General features: G+C 47.9%; 21 protein-coding genes. 13 read left to right on the top strand and 8 right to left on the bottom strand.

The features are described 5' to 3' along the window. Positions 1 to 255: 255 nt before the first annotated feature. Positions 256 to 1,281 carry an arabinan endo-1,5-alpha-L-arabinosidase gene (locus J3369_RS20460; protein ID WP_349590463.1) on the bottom strand — a complete coding sequence of 342 codons (1,026 nt, stop codon included), beginning with the start codon at positions 1,279 to 1,281 and terminating at the stop codon, positions 256 to 258. A gap of 105 nt (positions 1,282 to 1,386) precedes the next feature. On the opposite strand from J3369_RS20460, the gene J3369_RS20455 reads away from it, so the two are divergent. Then, the gene (locus tag J3369_RS20455) at positions 1,387 to 2,421 is read left to right on the top strand and encodes a glycoside hydrolase family 43 protein (RefSeq protein ID WP_349590461.1); all 1,035 of its coding nucleotides are present in this window, start codon (positions 1,387 to 1,389) and stop codon (positions 2,419 to 2,421) included. Positions 2,422 to 2,426: 5 nt separating this feature from the next. Here the strand turns inward: J3369_RS20455 and J3369_RS20450 are convergent, their stop codons facing one another. Further along, complete coding sequence (locus J3369_RS20450) at positions 2,427 to 3,056, bottom strand: response regulator transcription factor (RefSeq protein WP_349590458.1); 630 nt, start codon at positions 3,054 to 3,056, stop codon at positions 2,427 to 2,429. Further along, the gene (locus J3369_RS20445; protein ID WP_349590455.1) at positions 3,049 to 4,185 is read right to left on the bottom strand and encodes a sensor histidine kinase; all 1,137 of its coding nucleotides are present in this window, start codon (positions 4,183 to 4,185) and stop codon (positions 3,049 to 3,051) included. The genes J3369_RS20450 and J3369_RS20445 overlap by 8 nt, the downstream gene beginning before the upstream one ends. Before the next feature lie 143 nt (positions 4,186 to 4,328). Between J3369_RS20445 and J3369_RS20440 the strand changes: the two genes are divergently transcribed. Together J3369_RS20440 and J3369_RS20435 are read left to right on the top strand one after the other, a co-directional pair. Beyond that, positions 4,329 to 4,745: a DUF2141 domain-containing protein gene (locus tag J3369_RS20440; RefSeq protein WP_349590452.1), complete on the top strand. Its 417-nt coding sequence runs from the start codon at positions 4,329 to 4,331 to the stop codon at positions 4,743 to 4,745. Positions 4,746 to 4,750: 5 nt separating this feature from the next. Then, a complete protein-coding gene (locus tag J3369_RS20435; protein ID WP_349590449.1) occupies positions 4,751 to 6,244 on the top strand; it encodes a carotenoid oxygenase family protein in 1,494 nt (497 codons plus the stop codon). A gap of 79 nt (positions 6,245 to 6,323) precedes the next feature. Here J3369_RS20435 and J3369_RS20430 read toward each other — a convergent pair whose 3' ends face one another. Then, the gene (locus J3369_RS20430; RefSeq protein ID WP_119503016.1) at positions 6,324 to 7,952 is read right to left on the bottom strand and encodes a sodium:solute symporter; all 1,629 of its coding nucleotides are present in this window, start codon (positions 7,950 to 7,952) and stop codon (positions 6,324 to 6,326) included. A 245-nt stretch (positions 7,953 to 8,197) separates the two neighbouring features. On the opposite strand from J3369_RS20430, the gene J3369_RS20425 reads away from it, so the two are divergent. The 4 genes from J3369_RS20425 to J3369_RS20410 all read left to right on the top strand — a co-directional run bounded on the left by J3369_RS20425 (position 8,198) and on the right by J3369_RS20410 (position 11,509). Then, a complete protein-coding gene (locus J3369_RS20425) occupies positions 8,198 to 8,917 on the top strand; it encodes a FadR/GntR family transcriptional regulator (RefSeq protein ID WP_349590446.1) in 720 nt (239 codons plus the stop codon). 65 nt (positions 8,918 to 8,982) lie between these two features. Beyond that, positions 8,983 to 9,762, top strand: a complete 780-nt coding sequence (locus J3369_RS20420; protein ID WP_349590444.1) for an SDR family NAD(P)-dependent oxidoreductase — start codon at positions 8,983 to 8,985, stop codon at positions 9,760 to 9,762. A gap of 133 nt (positions 9,763 to 9,895) precedes the next feature. Continuing rightward, entirely contained in the window at positions 9,896 to 10,603 is a 708-nt protein-coding gene (locus J3369_RS20415) for a sulfite exporter TauE/SafE family protein (RefSeq protein ID WP_119503013.1), read from the top strand. Positions 10,604 to 10,633: 30 nt separating this feature from the next. Further along, complete coding sequence (locus J3369_RS20410) at positions 10,634 to 11,509, top strand: SMP-30/gluconolactonase/LRE family protein (protein ID WP_349590439.1); 876 nt, start codon at positions 10,634 to 10,636, stop codon at positions 11,507 to 11,509. On the opposite strand, the gene J3369_RS20405 is transcribed toward J3369_RS20410, so the two are convergent. Beyond that, on the bottom strand, positions 11,502 to 12,923 hold the full coding sequence (locus J3369_RS20405; RefSeq protein ID WP_349590436.1) for a sensor domain-containing diguanylate cyclase: 1,422 nt from the start codon (positions 12,921 to 12,923) through the stop codon (positions 11,502 to 11,504). The genes J3369_RS20410 and J3369_RS20405 overlap by 8 nt on opposite strands. A 234-nt stretch (positions 12,924 to 13,157) precedes the next feature. On the opposite strand from J3369_RS20405, the gene glmU reads away from it, so the two are divergent. Then, positions 13,158 to 14,516 carry a bifunctional UDP-N-acetylglucosamine diphosphorylase/glucosamine-1-phosphate N-acetyltransferase GlmU gene (gene glmU / locus J3369_RS20400; RefSeq protein ID WP_349590432.1) on the top strand — a complete coding sequence of 453 codons (1,359 nt, stop codon included), beginning with the start codon at positions 13,158 to 13,160 and terminating at the stop codon, positions 14,514 to 14,516. Positions 14,517 to 14,582: 66 nt separating this feature from the next. Here glmU and J3369_RS20395 read toward each other — a convergent pair whose 3' ends face one another. Next, positions 14,583 to 15,065, bottom strand: coding sequence for an acyl-CoA thioesterase (locus J3369_RS20395; protein WP_119503009.1), 483 nt, complete (start codon positions 15,063 to 15,065; stop codon positions 14,583 to 14,585). Positions 15,066 to 15,288: 223 nt separating this feature from the next. On the opposite strand from J3369_RS20395, the gene J3369_RS20390 reads away from it, so the two are divergent. From J3369_RS20390 to J3369_RS20375, 4 genes are all read left to right on the top strand, one after another. Continuing rightward, on the top strand, positions 15,289 to 16,335 hold the full coding sequence (locus J3369_RS20390) for a Gfo/Idh/MocA family oxidoreductase (RefSeq protein WP_349590429.1): 1,047 nt from the start codon (positions 15,289 to 15,291) through the stop codon (positions 16,333 to 16,335). 65 nt (positions 16,336 to 16,400) lie between these two features. Then, positions 16,401 to 17,186: a DeoR/GlpR family DNA-binding transcription regulator gene (locus J3369_RS20385; protein WP_303572318.1), complete on the top strand. Its 786-nt coding sequence runs from the start codon at positions 16,401 to 16,403 to the stop codon at positions 17,184 to 17,186. A 2-nt stretch (positions 17,187 to 17,188) separates the two neighbouring features. After that, complete coding sequence (gene glmS, locus J3369_RS20380; RefSeq protein WP_349590426.1) at positions 17,189 to 19,021, top strand: glutamine--fructose-6-phosphate transaminase (isomerizing); 1,833 nt, start codon at positions 17,189 to 17,191, stop codon at positions 19,019 to 19,021. A gap of 293 nt (positions 19,022 to 19,314) precedes the next feature. Beyond that, positions 19,315 to 21,060, top strand: a complete 1,746-nt coding sequence (locus tag J3369_RS20375) for a P-loop ATPase, Sll1717 family (protein ID WP_349590424.1) — start codon at positions 19,315 to 19,317, stop codon at positions 21,058 to 21,060. Positions 21,061 to 21,082: 22 nt separating this feature from the next. Here J3369_RS20375 and J3369_RS20370 read toward each other — a convergent pair whose 3' ends face one another. Then, positions 21,083 to 22,003, bottom strand: coding sequence for a carbon-nitrogen hydrolase family protein (locus J3369_RS20370; protein ID WP_349590422.1), 921 nt, complete (start codon positions 22,001 to 22,003; stop codon positions 21,083 to 21,085). A 245-nt stretch (positions 22,004 to 22,248) separates the two neighbouring features. Between J3369_RS20370 and J3369_RS20365 the strand changes: the two genes are divergently transcribed. After that, the gene (locus J3369_RS20365) at positions 22,249 to 23,409 is read left to right on the top strand and encodes an ROK family protein (protein WP_349590420.1); all 1,161 of its coding nucleotides are present in this window, start codon (positions 22,249 to 22,251) and stop codon (positions 23,407 to 23,409) included. 22 nt (positions 23,410 to 23,431) lie between these two features. Here J3369_RS20365 and J3369_RS20360 read toward each other — a convergent pair whose 3' ends face one another. Then, positions 23,432 to 24,937 (bottom strand): DUF1593 domain-containing protein, encoded by a 1,506-nt coding sequence (locus J3369_RS20360; RefSeq protein ID WP_349590418.1) that lies wholly within the window; start codon positions 24,935 to 24,937, stop codon positions 23,432 to 23,434. Between the last annotated feature and the right edge of the window lie 203 nt (positions 24,938 to 25,140).

The following is a 25,140-nucleotide window of genomic DNA, read 5'->3' as shown; positions in this document are numbered from 1 at the left end:
TCTCAGACCCAAGGACAGACATCTATTACTGATATCGTAGAATGCACAAACTTTAAGCTAACAAAAAAGAAACACATTTATAATATAAAAATACTATTTATGATTATTTTATTCATACTTTAATATTTGGTTTTTATATAGTTGATTATCAAAGTAAAAATAACAGGCGGTATGCTTTGTATGGGGTAAATTCTATCGTACGCTCACGTGGCAAAAACGCCCTCATCAATGGAAGTGACGAGGGCGGTGCGGATACTACTTCTTGATTAAGGTGGTTGTCCGGGTATTTAAATCACTAGCATTCACTTCAGGCCAGTTGTCCTGCCAGTGGATGGGAAGAATGCGTAATTTTTGCAATGCGTTGTCTGCGGTTTCGTAAGCGTGAAATACCAGGTAGTCCTTGCCATCGAAGGTGTAAGCCGCATTGTGACCTAACGCTACCCAATCATCATTTCCGCCCAGCACCTGCGTGCCACCGCCGTCATTGAGTGATTTACCGTCTTTATCTATGTATGGCCCTTCAACGTTTTTACTGCGGCCTACGCGGATATTGTAGGTGCTGTCCATCCCGCGGCAGCACTTATCAAAGGAAACGAACAGGTAGTAATAACCGTTTTTCTTAAAAATGTAGGGGGCTTCGATAGCGCCTTCGCCCGGATCGGCGTCATCGTTAGTGTCCCGTCCAGGACGTTTGGCAATGGTATACCATTCTTGTGGCTCAGCCAGACGTACCATGTCATCATCGAGTTTAACCAGCTTAAGGCCGCCCCAGAACGACCCGAAGCTCATCCACGGTGTGCCCTCATCATCTTCTACGATGGCCGGGTCTATCGCGTTCCAGAAATCACGGTTAGGGACCGATTCTACCACAATGCCCTGGTCTACCCATTGATAATCAGGAGAGGCGGGATCTAAGGTTTTATTTACTGTGACACCAATTCCCGACGTGTTTTTACCGAAGGCGGAGACGGAGTAATACAGATAGAACTTACCGTCTTTTTGATAGATGTCCGGTGCCCAGAGGTGGCCGTTAAAGCCGGGAGCTATACGGTCAGCCCAACTGGGTTCGTCAGCAAAAACCCGGCCGGTGAGCGTCCAGTTTTCCATATCCTTCGACGAATAATAAGTAATACCCGGACCGGTACTGAAGACATAATAGGTGTCACCCTCTTTTGTCATCACAGGGTCATGCACTTCTACCTGCTTTGCGCTAACAGTGTTGCATCCGGCCAGCAAAGCCAACGCAGAAGACCACGCGATTTGTTTCAATCCATTTATCATAACGACTCTCGAATCACACAATTTAGTGTGTGCAGTTTATCAGGGTTCATGTTAAATATGTAATACAATATTAATAATTGGTTTTCAAATTGGAAAGGACATACCATGCCGGGACTTAAATCGTTTGCCTTCGCTACCCTGCTGTCGGTTGCAGCGTCATACGCGGTCGCAGAAGCCGCAGAACAAGTTACCCAGAATACTTCACCCCCTGTTGATAACCCCATTGTACTGCAGCGCGCAGATCCTATGTTAGTCAGACACGATGACACAGGATGCTACACCTTCATTGGTACGTCGCCAAAGTTTGATGAAATTGAACTGCGTCAGTCTTGCCGGTTAAACGATCTCAAGCTTGCTGAACCAAAAGTCATTTGGCGTAAGCATGAGCGCGGAGAAATGAGTGTGAATATCTGGGCGCCGGAGCTGCATAAAGTCGATGACGACTGGTACATTTACTTTGCTGCCGGTGACATTGATAAGCCGTTCAGTATCCGCATGTATGCGTTAAAGAATGCCAGTGCTGACCCTATGCAGGGGGAATGGCAGGAAGCCGGGCGCATTGAGTCAGGTTGGGACACCTTCGCGCTGGATGGCACAACGTTTACACACCGTGGAAAACGTTATTATGTGTGGGCACAACAAAACAAAGCGCGCACTTACAACTCAGCGTTATGGATTGCTGAAATGACGTCGCCAACTACGCTCAAGTTACCTGCAACGTTGCTGTCAGAACCAACACTTGACTGGGAAGTGCTGGGATACAAAGTTAATGAGGGTGCGGCTGTCATTCGTCACGGTGAGCATCTGTTTATCACCTACTCTGCCAGTGCTACTGATCATCGTTATGCAATGGGGTTGTTGTGGGCAAATAACGACGCTGACTTACTTGACCCCGAAAGCTGGCATAAGAAAAGCGAGCCGGTATTTACCACTAACGCCAAAGCCGGGCGCTATGGTCCCGGACACAACAGCTTTGTGAAAGGTGAAGACGGAGAAATAGATTTGATGATATATCACAGCCGCGATTATGAAGCGCTGAAAGGTACACCATTAACCGATCCCAACCGTCATGCCCGTGCCCGGGTATTAACCTGGAATGAGAACGGATTTCCTGTTTTCGCTGAGGCTGCTTCAGACTAGCTGCGCTAAATGAGCTGCGCACTCAATGCCTTTAGCACTGCGCGGGTCCGGTCGCGGGTGTGCAGCTTAGCCAGAATATTAGATACGTGATTTTTTACGGTGCCTTCTGCCAGAAAAACGGTATCTGCAATTTCCTTATTTGAATAACCGCCTGCAATGAGTTTAAGAATATCCAGTTCTCTTTCACTCAGCGGCTCAATGTTTGGATCGGCAAACGTAGAAAGTTGTTCATCGCTCAGTTGATTTAGCAGCACAGGCTCGGCCAGCATGCCACCCTGATGCACAATGTCGATGGCGTCGTGAAGCTTTGCGGTGTCCACATCTTTCAGTAAAAAGCCATTGGCGCCGGCGTGCATAGCCTGTGTGAAAAGCGCAGGGTCATCGAACGTGGTAAGGACAATAACAGGTGTATTGTTTTGTGCCTGTCGCAATGCTTTTACTGTTTCAATACCGTTTTTCACCGGCATACGAATATCGATGAGTAAAATATCCACGGGACGCTCATCGAGTTTAGCTAACGCCTCTTCACCATTATTAGCCTGCCACGTTATGGTGATGTCATTACGCAACGAGAGTAAGCTGGCAATACCCTGGCGCACAAGAATTTGGTCATCGGCTATGGCAACGTTAATCATAGTGCTTCTCCTGATAGGGTAATGTCACTGTGACAGTCCAGATTTTATCCCTGGTTGAAATTGTCACGTGACCATGTAACTGGGCCGCGCGTTCCTGCATATTAGCCAGACCCGATCCACCCAGGCTAACTTGTGTTGTCCCTGAATAAGGATTAGCAATACGCATAGTGAGTTGATGGTCTTGCTGCTGCAGGGCAATGGTTATCGTTTTTTCACTTCCATAACGTAATGCATTACTCACCGCTTCCTGGCAGATACGTAGTAATACTTCTGCGTGATGATTCGAGTGGAGTGGCTTCGCCAGGCGGCTCTCAAAGTTGGCGTTAACCTGTGGCAAATGTTCAAAAAGCGAATCTATAGCGGCGTTTAAATTCAACGATGCGGTCTGTTTGTTTTCTTTCACCACACTTCTGATTTGTTGCAGTAAATCCCGGGCAATGGCTTTGGTTTCCTGCACTTGCTGTTGTTTATCCGGCGGTACGGTTTGACTCAGAAATTCTAAATTGAGTAATAAAGCTGTTAACTGATGACCACATATATCGTGCAGATCACGACTTAGCTGTAATCGTTCTGACTGGCGTGAGGTCTGTTCCAGTAGCGAGCGGGTGGACATCAATTCGGCATTTGCCTGCTCTAAGGCTAGTCGTGCTTTACCCTCTTTTACAGCAATGTGCGCCACCGCGAGTGCAAAGCACTGAAAAGCCAGATTCAGCGCTATGGCAATCAATGAGGGCGATAACCCTTTCTGCCAGAGTAAATGATAGAGAAGAAAGCAAACACCGTTTATAGCAAGTAGTGTTGCCATTGCCTGGCGTTGGGTTGCAAAAAAGGGAAGTTGTCCGGCAAAAATCACCAGTAAAATAAGCCCGTCGGTTGTCTGGCAAGTGATAAATACCAGGAAAAAACCTGACACCTGTACGGCCATGTAGCCTGTTGCAAGTCGTTTATTGTCCAACACATAGGTCAACGTATTGATTAGCACAAAGCCAAGTAAGAAAAGGCCAAAACCGGCATAGTAGACCAGTTCAGCCAATTCAAAAGTGGCCCGTACCCGGGTGATGAGCATGACAGACAGCCATCCCAGTAACCCGGCAATAAGCAGTGTGGTGTTTCTTTCAGTTTGCTTCATTGGTGCAGTAGTCCTTGCTGGCGTAATGAAACAGTAAGTGAATGGTGTTTTTTAATCAGGTGCTGAAAGTCATGACTTTTGGCACCTGTTAGTTGTAAACCAGTTGGCTACAGTGAGGTTAACTTAACCAAAAGGACACCATCATGAAAGTATTAGTCTCTACATTCACCCTGTTAGTATCACTCACTGGCTTTAAAGCCGGAGCAGCAAATATAGACATTACGTTTTCTGATCTTAGTCATCAATCTGGTCAGTTATATGTGGCGCTTTATAACTCATCGTCCGCAATGAAAAACCGGCAACATTTCCAGAGCCAGATTATTACCGTGTACAAAGGAAACCAAAACACAGTGTTTGCCGACGTACCTGAAGGGCAATATGGCGTGATGGTGTTTCAGGATCTCGATGGTAATAACACCTTAAACAGCAACCTGCTCGGCATTCCTACGGAACCTTATGGATTCAGCACAAACCCTCACGTCATGGGGCCGCCTTCTTTTGACGACATTGCTTTTGCGGTAACAGAAGCCAATGTCAGCCTGACCATCACAATGGAGTAAACGCTATGAATCGCCGTGACTTTATCAAAGGATTGGGATTGCTTGGCTGTAGTTCACTGGCTAGCGGGTTTAGTGTCAATGTTTTTGGCAGTGAAGTTGAGTCATTTTATCAGCAATTTAAACGGGAACTGGCGCGTCATCCGTTGTTGCGCGGATGGGAGGGCTTAAGTGAAGACATCGCCCCGCGACATTTTACCTGGCAGGGACAGCTACCGGACATGCTGACGGGTAAACAGTTTTACCGCAATGGTCCGGCGCGCGCAGTATTAGGAGAGCAGCGCTACACCCATTGGTTTGACGGTGATGGTTTTGTTCATCGCTATGCGTTCGATAAAAAAGGGCTTACTCATTCCGGACGGTTTGTGAAAACGCAGAAATTTAAGGCCGAGAGTGAGGCCGGGCGGTTTCTCTACAATGGCGCAGGCTCTGTAATCGAAAACAGCCGGCCATCGAAAAATGCGGAATCCGTGAATACCGCGAACATCGCTCTTTTACCTGTTAATAATGAACTGTGGGCACTGTGGGAAGCGGCCATGCCGTACAAACTTGACCCGTCATCGTTAGAAACAAACGGTCAGGTTTCCTTTGATGCGGCATTAGATGGCATACCGTTCTCTGCTCATCCCCACACCGACAGGTTTGGCAATATCTGGAATTTTGGTGATCTGTCTTTCTTCGGCCAGTCTGCCATTATTATTTATCAGATGAGCCCGCGGGGTAAATTACTGCAGTACAAAATGGTTCCTGCACCACAAAGCTATGTGCATGATTTTGCTGTTACCGACAATCATCTTGTCTTCTATTTCCCGCCTGTTAAAAAAGGTGCCGGCGTAACACTGATTGATAGTATGCAATGGCAGGGCGAACAACACGGGCAACTGCTGGTAGTGGATAAAAATACGCTGACACCAACCCTGCAACTCCCCTTCGATGCAGGCTTCGTTTTCCATTTTGGCAACGCCTGGCAGCAGGGTAATACCCTTGTTGTTAATGCCTGCTGGTACGAAAATGCCGATGTCATGTTAAACGGTGTTATAGAGGTTATAGCTGATTCAGCAACCCGGCATCGCCGCAGCACCGCTGCACAAATTGTCATTGATTTGAACAGCAAAAATGCCACGCTGAACAAAACGTCAACCGATATGGAATTTGTGCAGTTCGACAGCCGGTTTACCGGGCGTAAAACTGCAATACAATACGGCGTGCATGCGACGGCAGGTTTACCCCACGGCGAATACAACAGTATTGCCAGTATCAATACCGAAACAGGCGCGCTGGATCGTTACAGCTTCGGCAACAATGTTATTGTCGAAGAGCCATTATTTATACCTTCAGGGACAAAATATGGTGAAGGCTATCTGGTAAATACGGCATTAAACTTTGCCGAAGGCGCGACTTACTGCACGGTATTTAATGCCCAACATATTCAGGACGGCCCGGTAGCCACTGCCAAACTGGACAGTTACATGCCGCTAGGGTTTCACGGAGCGGTGATATGAAGTGTGCGGTGGGAAATGAATAAGCCCCGAAGTTCTCGGGGCTTATATGTCTTACGGTAAACGTCTTACGATAAATGTCTTACCAGAAACGAATATAGATAAAGGCGGTGATTCCGATGATACCTGCGGTATGGATATAATCCCATTTATCGATGCTGTCGATAACTTCTTTATAGGTACCTTTTCCTAGCGTCGAGAATGTCAGACCTGCCAACTTTTCTTTATCTGCAGGCTTAGTAAATATGCTGGTAACAATGATAATGCCCACCACTACAACGAACAGCAGTATGCAGTAGTACAGCCAGTTCATCGTAACTACCCATTCTACGGATGTGCCCGCCAGGCTGTCACGGAATGGCAGCATAACAAGACGTATCATACCCAGTACAAAGCCCGATACTAATCCGACAAATCCGGCGGTGGGTGTGACACGGGTACTGATTAATCCGAGCAGGAATACCGCCGCGATACCCGGTGCTATTAACGATTGTACGCTTTGCAGATACTCATAAAGAACATCGGCAATCAGGCTCATCACCGGGATCCAAAGAATGCCCAGGAAAACGATTACGATGGTGGCCAGGCGTCCTACACGGAGCAAGTGTTTTTCGCTCGACTCGGGTTTGAACTTCTTGTAGAAGTCGATGGTAAACAGCGTTGCAGACGAGTTAAACAGTGACGCCAGCGAACTCATCAAAGCCGCTACCAGACCACCGATAACGATGCCTTTAACACCAGCAGGCAACAGCTCCGACACAAGAGTCGGAAACGCCTGGTCTGCGCTTTCGTAAGTTATAATGCCTTTCGCATTCAGTGCGTATGCAATCATGCCGGGAACCAGAAAGATGAAGACTGGCAGCAATTTCAGATAACCGGCGAACATAGTACCGCGACGGGCTTCTTTAATTCCTTTGGCTGACAACACACGTTGTACAATGTACTGATCTGTACACCAGTACCAGAAACCGATAATAAATGAACCAAATATGATGCCCGGCCAGGGGAAATCAGGATCTGAAGCGGAACGGATCAGGTGCATCTGCTCAGCATTCAGGCGCTCAACTTCAGCCCAGCCACCGACTTTATCAAGACCCACCCACAGAATAACAACCGACCCGATAATCAGTACCGGTGTTTGTAATACTGAAGTCCACATGATGGCTTTCATGCCGCCCAGAACGGTATAGATACCGGTGATGATGACCAGGCCCAGTGCTGAAATCCAAAAGAAATCTATGCCCCAGATACTTTCTATACCCAGAATAGTTTTAAACGCGATACCGCCTGCATAGACTGTTACTGCCACTTTGGTCAGTACGTAACTTACCAGCGAGATAACAGATAAAAATGTGCGTGAGGAAGCGTTAAACCGGCGTTCGAGGAATTCAGGCATGGTGTATACCTTACTGCTCCAGTAGAACGGCACAAAAATCCAGCCCAATAAAATGATGATCCACGATTGTAATTCCCAATGCGCGAGAGCCATGCCTGATTGCGCGCCGGAACCTGACAAACCCACCAGATGTTCTGAACCAATGTTGGAGGCAAAAATAGACGCGCCGATCACTATCCAGCTTGCGTTTCTTCCTGCGAGGAAATAGTCGGCGGTATCTTCTTCTTTCTGGCGCATAGACATGATAACCACGCCGAGCAGAAGAACGAAAAATCCAGCGAGGACTAACCAGTCGAGAGTACTAAGTTCTACCATTTTATATCCATATGACATCCCTGACGGACAGGTGCAAATTGAGATATAGAAATATTATATGATAATTAATTGAATGGGAAGAGCTTGTAAAATAAAGGTTAAGGTTGGCAGCAAGTAAATGTGATATATGAAATTTTTGGCCGCAGGGGAGTTACTGATAAGTAAAAACAGATGACTGGTCTGAGAACAATGACGACCAGGTATTATCGTAGTATTATAGGGCTTCAGATTTAGAAGGAATCCGCATGGCACGCATTGAAAATCTTAATTTGTCTCAACGTGTTACTAATGAGTTGGGCAAGGCTATTATTGGTGGTTCATACAATGCCAGTACCGGCCTGCCAACTGAAGCACAGCTGTGTGAAGAGTATGGCATCAGTCGTACTGCTGTGCGTGAGGCGGTTAAAATGCTGGCGGCCAAAGGTTTGATTTCTTCTCGGCCCCGTCAGGGGATTCGGGTCGAGTCCGCGTCAAACTGGAATCTTTATGATACCAGTGTCTTGCGCTGGATGCTGGAAAGTAGCCCTTCATTGCTGGTTTTGAAAGAGTTTCTTCAAATGCGCATGGCAATTGAACCTCAGGCGGCAGCACTTGCAGCCCGTCAGGGTGACAAAGACGCCATCGCTAAAATCAATGATGCGTTAAACACAATGAGAAAAGCAGTGAATGAGCAGGAAGGTAGTTTGCATGAAGGCGATCTTGCTTTTCATACCGCTATCTTGTTTGCGTCACGCAACCGCTTCTTTTATCAGCTCCGTGAATTCATAACCACGGCTCTGAATGTCAGTATTCAGCACACTACACCGGCAAAAGGTAATAAACAAACCATCGTAGAAGAGCATGAAAAAGTTTACGCTGCCATCGTTGCAGGTGAACCCGAGCGTGCAAAAAATATGATGGCCTACCTTATTGATGAAGCCATGACCTTTATTGAAACTGAGATTGCCCAGTCGAAAAGCGCGTAGGCAACACGCTTGAAAGCGAATGTTGTATTTCATTGATGTCTCGAAATTAACCTGTCAGGTTGGCTATGAATCATTCTCGCGAGCAACAAGCCATTTATCCCGGTTTAGCGGATAAAGTCGTATTCATTACCGGCGGCGGTACGGGGATCGGCGAAGTTATTGTCAGACAATTTGCAGCGCAGAATGCAAAAGTTGTATTCGTTGATATGGCAAAGGAAAAGAGTGAAGCCCTGGTAAGCGAACTCGCGGGTCAGTATCAGCATGATGTGACTTTTTTTCATTGTGATATTCGTGATATTGCACGGCTGAAGGCGATTATTACCAGAACGGGTGATGAGATTGGTTATATCTCTGTACTTATCAATAACGCTGCTGACGATACCCGCCATTCTGTAGAAGAATTATCGGTTGAATACTGGGATGACCGCTTTGCTGTAAATCTTCGCCCGTCATTTTTTGCCGCTCAAAGCGTGGCGCCGCAAATGAAGCAACTGGGTGGCGGAGCCATTATAAATATGGGTTCGGCAAGCTGGCGCATGAAACAAAGCTGCATGCCCGCTTACACTACAGCCAAGGCTGCTATTGAAGGCTTAACGCGCAGTCTGGCCGGTGCTCTGGGTGGTGATAACATTCGTGTAAACACCCTCATTCCCGGTTGGGTTATGACTGAACGTCAGATGAGTCACTGGGCCGATCCTGATATTGTAGAAGAAGTTAAAAAAGAGCAGTGCCTGCACGAAACGCTACGCCCCTCTCACATTGCTGACGCCGCGTTGTTCCTCGCGTCAGATCAAAGCCGGATGATGACGGCGCAAACTCTTACTGTTGACGCTGGTTGGACCTGATTTAAATAATTCAATATTAATTATTTAAAAAAGGTTGTTGACGGTAAACTGCAATTCTCATAAAAAGTAATATAATATTAAAAAGTAAATATCAGTTTATTTTGTCGTAAATAATTATAGGTTTTTAGTTGCTTTGACCGAGTTTTTCCTTGTTTATCTGATATTAATCGTTGGCTCCTGTTTGCAAAGCGTTATAGGGTTTGGGCTCGGTTTATTGTCAGCGCCGCTGGTTTACTTCCTCATGCCTGAACTGGTTCCCGGGCCTATGATTTTAAATGCGTTGTTGCTGACATCCCTGCTTTCGGTCAAACACCGGGGAGAAATCGATTTGCGTATGACCGGCTATTCTATCGCCGGCGGAACAGCTGGTGTATTAATCGCAGGCAGTGTTCTTACGCTTATCGATGCTCACGAATACCAACTCCTCTTTGGCATATCTATTCTCATTGCTGTTGCGCTGTCGGCTATTGGAATCATGCCGAAAGTGTCTATGTTTTCGAATCTTATCGCAGCCATGTTCTCTGGCTTTATGGGCACCACTACGTCGGCCGGCGGAGCGCCGATGGGCTTGCTTTATCAGTCTAAAGATCCTGAAACCATTAAGGCCAATCTGAGTATCTTTTTCGTTTATATCAATTTTTTCGGCATAAGCGTGTTATGGTGGAACGGTAAGGCAGGGCATGACGATCTGGAATTGTTTCTGAAGTGCGCGCCGGCTTTGATTGCAGGATGGGCTTTATCTTTTTTCATAAGCAAGAAGCTCAATGAGAAAGTCATTCGTTTGTTGATATTGATGATAGCAACTCTTTCAGCCCTCCTTCTTATCGTTTTTGACAGTTAGTTCCGTAAATCTTCTACAGGTAAATTAAACATGCAGGGAGCACAGCTGGTTGATGTCGTCGACTGCCGGTGCATATTGGGCGAAGGTGTTTTTTATTCCGCTGGCCGGCAGGAGATTATCTGGGTAGATATTCAGGGCTGCAAAATTCACACGCTTCACTGGCAAACCCGCAAACATCAAACGTACAACACCGCTTCCAGAATATGTTGGTTGAAAGAGTGTGAGAATGGCAACTTTATAGCCGGCTTTGAAGACAAGATCTGCCTGCTGACCCCGGCATTCTTAACAAAAACTGTACTCTGGACACTGCCCGCTAATGCAAAAAATATCAGGCTAAATGACGCTAAAGTGGACCGCACCGGTCGATTGTTCTTTGGCACAATGGACGATCTGGAAGTTTCACCGGTCGGGCAGTTGTTTGCTCTTGGCAGTGACGGCGGGGTGAAGACTGTGCAACAGGATTTTGTTGTATCGAATGGTCCCGCTTTCAGCCCCTGCGGACAATTTATGTACTCCGTTTCTTCTGCTGCAAGAACAATTTACCGTCTGAAGCTCAATGCTTCGGGAAATTACAGTGAGGCTGAAATATTTATCAGGTTTACCGAAGAAAATGGCTTTCCTGACGGCATTACTGTGGACGCGGAGAATAATATCTGGGTTGCGGGCTGGGATGGATTTGGTGTTTTTAAATTTAGTCAGCAGGGCAGGCTTCTGGAAAAACTGAGCATCGACGTACCTAAAGTCACGTCGGTGGCATTTGCGGGACCGGATATGAAGCATATTGCCGTAACGAGCGCCCGCAAGGGGTTGTCATCTGATGACTTAAATAACTGGCCCGGGAGCGGAAGTCTATTTATCTACTCCGTCCCGGTGACAGGCATTCCTGAGCCTTACATCATTAACTGATTAACTGCTTACACACGCGGTTACTGCCGTCGCGCCGGGCCTGATATAAGGCATCCTCTGCGTTGGCCGTTAATTCGTTCAGCGGCTTACTGGATGCCGAGAAGGACACGCCAAATGAACCGGTCAGCTGAATTTGCGGTTGCATGTCGCTGGTGTCCATACTGGCAATACCCGAACGTAAGGATTCAGCAATATCCATGGCTTCGTGGGGGCCGGTTTCCGGTAGCAGAATAATAAACTCTTCGCTGCTCCAGCGGCCCAGAATGTCTTTTGTGCGGATACTGGTCAGCAGATGGCCTGACACTTTGTCCAACACCTCATCACCGGTATTACGGCCGTAGGTATCGTTGATTGTCGGGAAGTTATCCACGCCCACTATGATGACGCTGACAGATGAGTGATTGTCGAGGAGGGTACGGTACTCCGCCTCCATTTTCTGACGATCCGGCAGGCGCTGGGTGTTACGAATGACCATATCCGGCTGCATGTCTTTGCGGAAATAATACAGCAGGTGATAAATCATCAAAAACAGTGAGAACACCACAACCAGCAGGGTCACTACGCTGATGACAAATGCTTGTGAAATATCCGCCTGGCGTTTATTCAGCGGACTCAGCAGGAACACGGTCCAGTTGAACTGGTTGAGTTTTACCTCTGCAATCAGATACTCCTGCTGATTGATTGTCACCAGCCGGTTATTCAATGCGCGCTGATCTTTTACATCAACAGGCAGACTGGCGTACCAGGTCAGTTCATTCAGGTTGGTAAAATCGGAATATTCAGCCATCAGGTTGGCATCTGACGACAACATGATATCGCCTTTTTCATCCACAAACAGAAAGTCGTAGCCATACTGCTGTTTGTAGGAATCGAAGATGCTGATAAAGCTTTTCAGGCTTTTCCCTACACCAAAGAAGCCGAGAAACTCTTTCTTCTCGTTGTAAATTTTAATATCGATATAAAAATGGGTGTCTTCCCACTTACCGATATCCGCCACACGGTCTTCCGGACGTTCTTTGTATTTGAAATACCAGCTTACTTCACCTTTCACCAGAGGAATGGTGGAGCCGTCTGAGTTGTACTGCATGCGGGCTTTTTCGCTGGCGATAAAGAAGTACAGGCCGAACTCTTCCTCCAGGCGGGAGAGCGCTGTGAAAATGTCTTCTTCGTTTACCTGATCTTTATCCATCAAATCTACCAGTTCACGTGAATGGCCCAGAGCTTCAGACACATGAAGGGGTTTAAGTAACTGATTGACGATAAGAGAAATTGCGGGCGACAACGATTGCTGTTGCGCACGGCTTTGTTCCGCCACAATTTTATTTACACTGAAGTGAACGAGCGTCACGATGGCTATCACCACCACTGCAAATAACAGTAAAATACTGCGGTGAAGTGTCCTGAACGTTTTCACAGACTACCTGCTCTCCCTGGCCTGTTTCTGTATAGATAGATGACTAAGATATGAGCGCGCAGTATACCTTTTCACCAATGAAACTACTACCCGGATTCGTCGATTCCGGGCTGCCCGATACTAAAGAATAACGCTTCCCCTGCGAAAATAGCTGATGATGTCGCTGACTTGTCACCTGCATGTGGTTACACTAGGCCGTCAATTTTATGTGCAGCATTGTTTTAAGGATAATCCATGGCTTTTTCTGTAGTCGTCCTCGCCGCCGGTAAAGGCACCCGTATGAAGTCCTCATTACCTAAAGTTCTCCATCCTGTCGGTGGGATCCCGATGGTTCAGCGTATAATCAATACGGTTGAGGCGCTTAATGCCAGTGCGGTGCATCTGGTTTACGGACATGGCGGCGATCAGCTTCAGGCAGCGGTAACGGGCAACAATCTGAACTGGTGCCTGCAGGCAGAGCAACTGGGTACAGGTCATGCGGTTCAGCAGGCTGTGCCTCACATCAAAGACGACGAAGATGTGCTGGTGCTGGTAGGTGATGCGCCGTTAATTCAGAAAGCGACGCTGGAGCGGCTGGCTGCGGTGAAAGCAGAATGCGATCTTGCCTTGCTGACCGTTGAACTCGACGACCCTACAGGTATGGGGCGTATTGTTCGCGAGAACAACAACATCACTGCGATAGTTGAGCACAAAGATGCCACTGATGCCCAGCGTGAAATTAAAGAAATCAATACCGGCATGATGATGATGGCGGCCAGTGATTTAAAACGCTGGCTGGGTAATCTGAGCAACAATAATGCTCAGGGCGAATATTATCTTACAGACGTTATTGCCATGGCAGCAGCGGAAGGCAAACAAATTCAGTCTGCCCAACCGGATGCTGTTGAAGAAGTGGAAGGCGTAAATAACCGTGCACAACTGGCAGCTCTGGAAAGAGCCTTACAGGCCCGTCAGACACATGCGCTGATGATGGATGGTGTAACGCTGGCCGATCCTGCACGTGTCGATATTCGCGGCGAAGTGATTACCGGCAATGATGTGGCGGTAGACGTTAACGTAATTTTCGAAGGCAAGGTAACGCTTGGCTGCAACGTAAAAATCGGTGCGAATTGTATTTTACGGAATTGTTCGGTAGCTGACGGTGCGGTAATTGAAGCCAATTCAATCATTGAAGAAGCGGAAGTAGGCGAGAATTGTACTGTAGGGCCTTTCGGCCGTTTACGCCCGGGGGCAGTGATGAAAGCTAACGCCAAAGTAGGTAACTTTGTGGAAATGAAGAAAGCCGTGTTAGGAGAAGGTGCGAAAGCTAATCACCTGACTTACCTTGGCGATGCTGAAGTGGGAGCCGGTGCGAATATCGGTGCAGGTACGATTACCTGTAACTACGACGGGGTAAATAAATCCAAAACGATCATCGGTGAAAATGCTTTTATCGGCTCTAATTCAGCGCTGGTGGCGCCGGTTACGATTGGCGAGGGAGCAACGGTAGGTGCCGGTTCAACCATCACATCAAACGTAGAAGATAAGGCGCTGGCAATTGCACGCAGCAAGCAACGTGTGATTGCCAACTGGCCCAGACCAGTAAAAAAGTAAGTGCTTACTGAACTGGCAGGCTGATTTATCAATATCTTCCGTCTGCCAGGTCATTACATCGCCATATCATTCCAAAGTAGCCAGCGTATTCGACATTTCCTCGTGAATGTCAGTACGCATTTTGGCAAGACGGATAGCGTAATCCCGCAGATAAATATCCCGTTCCGTTTCCGGTTTCCATTCCGGGACCGGAGCCGGTTTTCCGTTTTCATCGACGGCCACCATAATCACAATACAGTGTGTCGTCTTCGCGTTATCCTGTTCTTTGGGATCTCTCGCGCTGACATCAATGGAAAGATGCATTGACGTGGTGCCGGTATAGATAATCTTCGCTGTCACTTCTACCAGGCTGCCGACAAGGATAGGTTTTACAAACCGGATCCCGCCGACATAAGCAGTAATACAGTATTTTCCACTCCAGCCTGCCGCGCAGGCGTAGGCCGCAAGGTCAATCCAGCGCATAACTGCGCCACCGTGTACTTTTCCGCCAAAATTCTGATCACCCGGTTCTGCCAGAAAACGTAAGGTTACTTCTCTGCTGCTTGCCATCTACTTCTCCTCAGGACGGTATCAATCCGTCTGCCTGTTCTTTTCTATTTATTAGCTTTTTACTATTGCCTTGTTTTTCAACGCTTGTCATCATTTTTTGTTACGTAACTACGGTGTTTATCGATGAAACGCTGTTTACTGTTACCGCCATCGGGCATTGTGCTTTGTGGCTTCGGGCTGATTAAGGTAAGGTGCTTCCACTGACAGATTCACAGGACTTTTCATGATCCGCACTCTTCTGGTGGGCTTCGGTTTTTCCGCCACTACATTTCATCTCCCTTTTTTAAATCAGTTATCTGAATTTACCGTAAGCGGCGTAGTGTCATCCCGTCCGGACGACGTTGCTGCCGTGTTACCGGGCGTGCCGGTGTATGCCTCAATGGGAAAGGCGTTCGCTGATCAGCGCTTTGACCTGGCTGTCATCACCACACCGAATTCCTATCACGAAGTGCAAAGCCGGCAGGCGCTGATGAACGACTGCCATGTGCTGGTGGAAAAGCCCTTTACCCTATCCGGTGATGAGGCGGAAGCGCTGGTTGCACTGGCAGCGCAGAAACAGAAAAAACTCTGCGTGTTTCATAACCGTCGTTTTGACGGTGACTTTCTTACGCTGAAAAAACTGATCAGCGACGGCAGTGTGGGCGACGTTAAGCGTCTGGTTTCCCGGTTTGACCGGTTCCGCCCGCAACCACGGGACCGCTGGCGGGAAAACGCCGGCCCGGGTGCAGGCATCTTCTGGGACTTAGGTCCGCATCTTATCGACCAGGCGCTGCAACTGTTCGGTGTGCCGGAACAGATCCACGGTGTTATTCAGATTGCCCGTGAAGGCGGACAAAGTGACGACAGCTTCGACCTCACTCTGTTTTACAACAACCTGACTGTACAGCTGGGCAGTTCGCCATTTCAGGCCAACCGTACCTTACGTTTTGAATTACAGGGTACGGAAGGAAGTTTCCGGAAATTCTGGTTGGATCCTCAGGAAGATCAGTTAAAGCAAGGGCTCACTTTCGATAACGGGCAATGGGCCCGTGAGCCGGAAGAGGCCTTCGGTGAACTGGCTACGGCGCAGGGAGCGAATATTGTTCCTACACTCGCCGGTGAATATGTCACTTTCTACCGCCAACTGGGTGAAGCTGTCAGTAACGGTGCCACATTGCCTGCAGACGGGGAGACGGTCATACCGGTGATCAAACTTATTGAACTGGCCATCGAAAGTGCGGAAACGGGCAAAGTCATGCCTGTATACGTAAATATGAAAGGAAATAACTAAAATATCTTGCAAGTCGAAACCTTAACTGCTTTATTAGTTTCAAGTCGTAATTTATAAGTTTCGAAATGCAAAAGCGAAATACCCGCCAACGACGCGATGAAATCGTTGAATGGGTGAATCAGGCCGGCCATGTCCATGTGGATGAGATGGCCGCCAGATTCAATACCTCACAGGTGACTATCCGTAAAGATCTTGCCGTGCTTGCCGGCGGGAAGCGAGTGCTGCGTGAATTTGGCGGTGCTGCGCCTTTTCCGTCTTCCGGGGCAGATTCAGGATCTGACAGCGAAACCTCAGCCACACCGGCTTCAGCGAAAACAGCCATTGGTCTTAAAGCTGCTTCGCTCGTGACAGACGGCGCGAAAGTGATCCTCGACAGCGGTAACACTACCGCTTCTGTCGTGCCTTTTCTTAACCACAAAAAGCTGGTTGTCATGACCAATTCTTTGCGTGCTGCCAACGCATTAACGATCGCAGATAACGAACCCACCGTACTCATGACCGGCGGAACGTGGGATGCACACTCGCAGGCGTTTCAGGGCAATATGGCGGAGAAAATGATCAGTGCCTACAGCTTTGATTTGGCCTTCATCGGTGCGTCCGGGCTGGATGTCGAAAGAGGCAGTACCACGTTTAACGAACTGACCGGGCTTTCCAAAGCCATGGCCGGTGTTGCGGCAAAAGTCGTGGTACTGGCTGAGTCAGAGAAATTTACCTTCCGCATGCCTAACCTTGAACTGGCGTGGGAAGACATTGATGTACTCATAACCGATGAGCACATCAGCGAACCAATTAAACAACAAATTGAACAGCAGGGCGTCACCGTAATGATTGCCCCGGCAAACGGAGAATAACCATGTGTGGAATAGTCGGCGCTGTAGCAGAGCGTAATGTAGTCGAAATCTTACTGGAAGGCTTAAAGCGCCTTGAGTACCGTGGTTATGATTCCGCCGGTGTGGCGTTATTACAATCAGGCGGTGAACTTACCCGCATCCGTCGTACCGGCAAGGTACAGGAACTGGCAGATGCTGTGGCGAACGGTGAAGCGTTGGGATCTACCGGTATCGCGCATACCCGCTGGGCAACCCATGGCGGCGTAACCGAACGTAACGCGCACCCTCATTGCTCCGGAGAGCGTATCTCCGTTGTACACAACGGTATCATTGAAAACTACGAAGCCTTGCGTGAATCACTGAAAGCTCAAGGTTATACCTTCACCAGTGACACCGACACAGAAACCATTGCACACACGGTACATGCTGAAATGCAAAAAGGTGTGAGCCTGCTTGAAGCAGTACAAAACAGTGTGAAGCAGTTCCACGGTGCTTACGGTACGGTAATTATGGACAGTGAAGACCCGTCACGGGTAGTTGTGGCACGCTCCGGTAGCCCGCTGGTGATTGGTCTTGGCCTGGGCGAGAACTTTATTGCCTCAGACCAGATGGCGCTGCTGCCGGTGACTCGCCGCTTTATCTTCCTTGAGGAAGGTGATGTCGCTGAAATTACCCGTCGGGAAGTCAGCATTTTTGACGTTAACGGCAATCCGGTTGAGCGTGAAGTCATTGAATCTAATATCGAACACGATGCAGGTGATAAAGCGGGTTACCGTCATTACATGCTCAAAGAGATCCATGAGCAGCCAACGGTTGTGCGTAACACGCTGCAACAGCGGGTGGACGAAAAAGGGCTGTTACCGGACATTTTCGGCAACGGTGCCGATGAGATTTTCTCAAAGGTTAAACACGTTCAGATCATCGCCTGTGGTACCAGTTACCATGCCGGTATGACTGCCCGCTACTGGCTGGAACAGTACGCGAATGTATCCTGTGGTATCGAAATCGCTTCTGAATTCCGTTACCGCAAATCGGTAGTACATGAAAACAGCCTGCTGGTGACTATTTCCCAGTCCGGTGAAACAGCCGACACGCTGGCCGCTCTGCGTCTGGCCAAAGATCTCGGCTATATGGCCAGCCTGACCATCTGTAACGTACCCGGCTCATCGCTGGTACGGGAATCCGATCTTGCCTTTATGACCCGCGCAGGCGCAGAAATTGGCGTTGCCTCGACCAAGGCTTTCACGACTCAGCTAACCGCTTTTCTCATGCTTACACTGGCACTGGGTAAGCACAATGGCATGTCAGACAAAGATCATGGCAGCATCGTCAGTGCTCTTCACAGTTTGCCAGCCAAGCTGGAAGAAACCCTGGCGATTACCAAAGGTATTGAAGATTTAGCGGAAGAGTTTGCCGACAAGAACCATTCATTATTCCTGGGCCGTGGCGACCAGTATCCCATTGCTATGGAAGGCGCGTTGAAGCTGAAAGAGATTTCTTACATTCACGCAGAAGCTTACGCCTCAGGAGAACTGAAACACGGCCCGCTGGCACTGATTGACGAAGAAATGCCTGTCATCGTAGTAGCGCCCAACAACGAGCTGCTGGAAAAACTGAAATCCAACGTAGAAGAAGTACGTGCGCGCGGCGGCATCATGTATGTATTCGCAGATAAAGATGCACACTTTGCCAGCGACGAAACCATGCGGGTAATCAATGTTCCGCACTGCGAAGCCCCCATCGCACCTATCGTCTACACCCTGCCGCTGCAGCTGCTGTCATACTACGTAGCGCTGATCAAAGGCACTGACGTGGACCAGCCCCGTAACCTGGCGAAGTCGGTAACAGTGGAGTAGAGGATCAGGAAAATGCAAAAATCTCTAATTTAGACAAATATAGAAAATACTTTTATATCCGGAAGCAGGTCTTGAATTGAAGACCTGCTTTTTTTTGCGAAAAAACAAAGTGAAATAGCTAGCTGTCCTCTAATACTTGTGAACTTTGCCGGCGTGAGTTTAGTTTTAGCTGTGTTTCATTGCCTTCCACGTATATACAAAGAACTGATATTTGATCATTTCATTAACAGGATGTAGTCTAAAATTTAATCTATTTTGATTTGATGACAGTTGTTTATGACAAGGACGTTGATATGAACAAAGAACGATTCAGATATGCGACAACTTCTATTGAAAATAATATAAAAGTAAGGCTCAGAGATGAAGTTCTTACGTCAGAAAAGCCAATTGGCGGTTCGGTGCTCGAGCTACATGGGAATCAAGATAAAGAGCTTTATCAATACTTATTTGATGGCCATTCGAGATTTATTTACGAACAGAAGGGAGAGCGTCCTTCAATCATTGTAGGGCGAAAAGGAGCCGGAAAAACAACTTATTTGAATAATTTATCTTTTAAAAGTGGTGTGACAGCTCTACCTATCAGACAGTGGCAAGCTATTGGCGAAGTCCAGCAAATTATATCAAACCTGTTGGATAACGGAATTGATATAAGGGCTGAAAGAGCATCATATATCTGGCAATGGATCTTTCTCTCCGCCGTCATTCTAAAGTGTGGTGAAACCCTATTTTCCGATAAAACTCTAAAAGACTTCTACCAACTACTCCCAGTTAAAGAATTTAAAGACATTGGTATTTCTGCTGTTACTTCTTTTGCAAAGAATAAGCTTTCGAAGCTCGTAACGAATAATTTGGGCGCGGAACACGCAGAATTATCGTCAGTAGCATGGTTACTGGAAGATAAAACACAGGCAATTGATGATTTAGAAATGAAGCTCTCGAATACTCTGGGAGAGCATAATCTGACAGCTATTATTCTCTTTGATAATGAAGAAGATGTCTTAGATGACATTAATATTGAGAACGCTCCAAACCTGCAGATTGCTAAGGCAATCGCGATTAAGGGCCTTCTAAATTTAGCTGGAAGGATAAATGAAGGCGCGATAAATGTGCAGCTTAGATACTGCATTCCTGCGGAACAGTTCTTCGCGTTTAAGGAGTTGGCAAAGAACCCCGTCAAAGATTTCGGTCGCTTACATCTACTACATTGGACTGTAGGGGAACTACTTTCTTTAGTTGCGCATCGCTTTTTACTTCACTTGCATGTTTGGAAAGACGAGAAGCCAATTCTGGGTGGACCATACGACGAGTTAATACAGTTTCCAATTTACACCCGGAAGGGGGCTTTGGAATTTTTCGACAAAATTTTACCTACTAAAATAAAGAACGGCAGGGGTCTTGAAGAAAGTACTAAAGCTTATTTCTTAAGACACTTTCAAGTTCTGCCAAGACAAATTGTCGACGTATTTAACGAAATTCTAGCTATGTCGATAAGAAACAATAAATCTATTACCAACCTGGATGCACAGATTGTACTCGGAGCGGTAAGACGTAAAGAAGCTCTGATGGCCGAAGAAATTATTGTCGCCTACAGTAAAATGTTTCCTGAAGCCTCTTCGATAAGGAAAAAGGTATTGCCTAATATTCCCCTGCTTTTTACGTATAAGGATTTACGAAAATTTTATGACAGCAGGGAGTTTCTTAACACCGGCAAGTCAGTTCTGCAGGGTATGAAAGGAGAAGTCGAAGTATCTCCTGACAGATTTGAAAGATGTTTATTAGAGACCGGAATTATAGGAAGAGTTATAAGTAAACCTTCAGGAAATGATATCGGCTATATAAACGCAGAGTTTGAGTACTCCATGCCCGGTAGTCTGGATTTGTGCGAGAATGATGAATTAGTCATTCATCCGGTATTTTCCGGGCAGAGGAAAGCAACAGCATGGGACGCTATCGGAAAAAACATCATAGGCGTTTATCCCCACGATGCAGATCCTGATTTATCCGCTGATAGAGAATTACTGCGGTGCTTTTTCGTGTAACTGGTTGCCTGATTAGTGCTTCTTACCCAGAGTATACCACCGACCTTTTCTCAGATTCATCTACGTGCAGGCTGAAGACATCTGGTCTGGCGTAATGGCCGTTTACGTCGAAGTCGTAGCGGGCGCGTTTTAAATCTTCAAGGTCAATGTCTGCGGTGATGAGACCTTCTTCGTTTTTAAGCGGCCCTGCCAGAATGTCGCCCATGGGGCTGACAATAACACTGCCGCCGGCAATTAACGGGCGTTGTTCGTCCCAGTTTTCGACCTTGATGCCTAATGCGTCCGGAGACGGTTGCACCTGACAGGCACTGACCAGAAACATTCTGCCTTCGTGAGCGATATGGCGCATGGAACATTGCCATATCTCCCGCTCGTCCACGGTGGGCGCACACCAGATATCGACACCCTTGCCATAAAGTGCCATACGAAGCAGAGGCATGTGATTTTCCCAGCAGATTGCACCGGATATCCGCCCGGCTGAGGTATTGATGGCGGGCAGGGTAGAGCCGTCACCCTGCCCCCAAATCAGGCGTTCAGTGCCGGTGGGCATGAGTTTGCGGTGCTTTGCTGCCAGGCCATCTTCCGGCGTGAAATAAAGAGAAGTACAGTAAAGCGTCGAGCCCTGCTTTTCGATACCGCCAATGACCAGGTTCGTATTCAGGCGAGCCGCCAAATCAGCCAGTTCACGGGTTTCCGGTCCCGGGACGGCGATGGCTTCATCAAAATACTGCTTAAAGGATTCTCTGCCTTTCGGTAAACGGTAGCCAAGACGGGTGCCGAAGATTTCTCCTTTAGGATAGCCACCCAGCAAAGCCTCGGGCATCACCACTAAATCGGTTTGTGCTTCTTTAATAGCGCTTTCAAAACTGAGGATGGCCTCTAATGTTGCCTGAGTACCCTGCGGTTTAGTGCCAATTTGCAAAGCCGATATACGCTTTTTCATGGAATTCCTTTACGGTTTTGAACAGAGAGATTGCCGGTTTATGTGATGTGAATCATAGTACGCCGCTTATCGGGAAAACAGACACAGATGCTCAGCGCCATCGTAGATCAGATGAACTGAATATGAATTTCCGGTTTTGAAAAGCGGCGGATAAGGTATTCTAGGCTTACGCAGGTTTTTCGCCTGTTGCGTGGTTTGTGAAAACGGCCTTGTTTTAACTATAGACACTATCGAAATATCAGCTTTTGAACGGAAAAAATAAAGTCGTCGCACTACTTCGTCAACAACCGTACTCGCGGGTAGCGCTGGCGCAGGCTACCGGTTTGGGTAAACCGGCGTTGACTAAAGTAACCAGAATGCTGGCTGAAGAGGGTCTTATTCGTGAGAACCCGGGGGCTGACACTGACTCCTCAGATCGTACAGGCAGGCCGGCAACAGAGCTGGCACTGAATGAGGGACATTACTTCAGTGTTGCAATGTACGTTTCGATTGAAGGTGTAAGTGCTTACTTGCAGGATGTTTCAGGCAAAGTTCACCGTTCTTTGAATCAGCCATGGCAGGTATCCTTCAAGGAAGGAAACCTGTTTTCCCCGTCCGTATTCTCCGCAAAGCTGCAGGCGCTGGTTAGTTCACTATGCGCCGGCCATGGTATTGAAGTAAATGTACTTAAGTCGGTATGTATTGCTACTCAGGGAAAAATAGCGCAGCACACCGGCATTATTTATCAGTCGCAATTACTGGATGAACAAAACGTGCCGCTGGCATCTATGTTAGAAGAAGCGTTGGGTGTGCCTGTGCATGTGTATAATATTGCCTGGTGCTCGACGTTCTATTTTAACGCCTTTAATCAGTTTGAAGACAATTACATTGCTTTGCTTCTGGGTTATGGTCTGGGTACCGGTATATGCGTTGATGGCAGGTTAATTGCCGGACCGGATGGTCTTGCTCCGGAAGTGAGCCATCTGACTTACGATAAACATGGCCCTGTGTGCTACTGCGGTGCCCGTGGCTGCGCAGAGCAGTACGTCACCTACAACGCGATTTTCGAGCAGGCTGAGCAGGCCGGTATTACGCTGAAAGGCGCAACGCCTGTTGAAAAGCTGCACCATATCAGTGAACTGCTCAATGCAGGCAATCCGGCCATGCAGGCCATCATTAATCAGGCAGGAGATGTCCTCGGGCATGTTGCTGTGCAGCTGATGGCCATGCTGGATGTGCGGCACATCTACTTAAACGGTGAAACGGCCATCCTGCACGAGTACCTGGGGACCGCCATTAAAGAAGCGCTTGAGCGTCATGGCAGTACCCAGGCCATTGCATCCCGCCTTGCTATCACTTATGAGCCGGATACTGACGTTGCCACGCGGGGCTTACTGGAATTGACCAACCGCAGCTTTTTAGTTTAGCTGCGGCCACGTTGCAGAATTATTATTCTCTGGTTTTAATGATGATTCGCCGGTAGCTGGTCAGTGCCGGTGTGCCGTTATCTGTTACTGCGAGAATAACGTGAGCTTCACCGCCGTTATCACAGGGTACCGGCGTATCGTGCCACATCTCTCTGCATGCTTTAGTCACGGTAACTTCGCTTTTGCTGCCGGTATTTTTCAGTGAAAGTGCCGCCAGCGCCGGGGTGCCCGGCATGCCGCTGTAGCCTGCTTCTTCATAATGGAACCAGTGCCAGGACAGTTTATTTCCGTCAGGATCTTCTGTGGCAGAGGCATCCAGGACCAGCGTTTCACCCTGTTTTACATCAGCGTAAATGACCTCTGTACCGGTGTTTCCGTTAACCGATACGACGGGATGGTGGTTTGCTTCCTCATAGGGCTTGATAGTCCAGTCCATGCGGGCTGCAAAATCATGCTGAAACTGCTCACGCCAGCGCCAGATGGTCGCATGATCAGAGGCTACAGTTTCACCGTCTTTGCCTGTAACCGTATCGGCAGACGTGACACGGGGGAACCAGTCACCGCCCTGAGTCCAGATTGAATGTGTTTCTCCGTAGGGTTGACGGTAAACATAGCGTCCTCCCCAGCCGCCCCAGGACGGGCTGCGGAAACTGTTCAGTCCGTTAGCGGTTAATCCCAGAAAGGCCGGAGTGTCACCTTCCATAATGAATGCATATCTCAGGTAATGCTTGCCCAGCGGGCCTTTTTTACGGATGTTTTCTTCCAGCCATTCATTCGATACGGTGGTGAAGTCAGCACCTTTGCCGTTTTGATAGTATTCATCACCGGCGATGCCTGTCCAGGTAGCGTAAGCATATTCACCGCCATCGGGTGACGAAGGTTTTACGATATAGCTGACATCCGGAAAGTGCTTACGGATCCACGGGCCGGCATCATCCTGATCAGAAATAGAATAAACGCGGAGCTTCCTCTCAAACGCTTTAAGTTCTGACTCTGAGCGGTTCGCTTTCACATCCATCAGTGCCTGCGCCAGCGTATTTGCGCCACCCCACACTGTTACCCAAACCGGTCGCGGATCGTTTTTATCAACGGCGGCAATCAGCGCTTCAGAACCCGGGGACGATTGCCCTTTGCCTGTACTGGCCATGCCGTAACCAGGCTGGCCTACATTAACCAGACTTTGCAGATACGCTGCTTCCGGCCAGCTGTCAGCATGTTTCATCAGGTTGCTGCGTACTTCGCCGTAAGCGGAAATAATACCGGCTATGGTGTCTGTTTCCCGCTTTTCTTTCTGCCAGGTAGATGTAGTTGCAATAAGGCCCTCAAGGTCCAGTTCATTGGAATAGGTCAGCAGGCGCACCATGGACATCTGATCGTCCGGCTCGTTGCCCATATCAGTGAAAACAAACACTCTGGGCTTGCCGGTAAATTCATCCACCGGCGGCGGTGTGTTACTGAGTGCATGAGAGCTCGCAAAAACCAGCAGCGCCAGACTGCTTTTCGATACAACAGAAGTAAACCGTTTCAATGACAGGATCCTTATTCATCACAACACTGGAATTGTGATAAATAAGTTAATTTACTTGGTGAATTAATTCAATAAATAATATGAGCTAGTCATTAAGATTTGTCCTGAATTAACTAAAAATCCGCTCTCATCATATCTTCATCATTTCGTCACGTGGCAGTCACAGTTCCCGGACAGCATGGACTTTCACACTGACAAAGGAG

It is taken from the genome of Alteromonas sp. NFXS44 (genome assembly GCF_040148705.1).
Taxonomy (GTDB): domain Bacteria; phylum Pseudomonadota; class Gammaproteobacteria; order Enterobacterales; family Alteromonadaceae; genus Alteromonas.
Note: the sequence above shows the minus strand (reverse complement) of the source record. Positions and strands in the feature narration are given on the sequence as shown.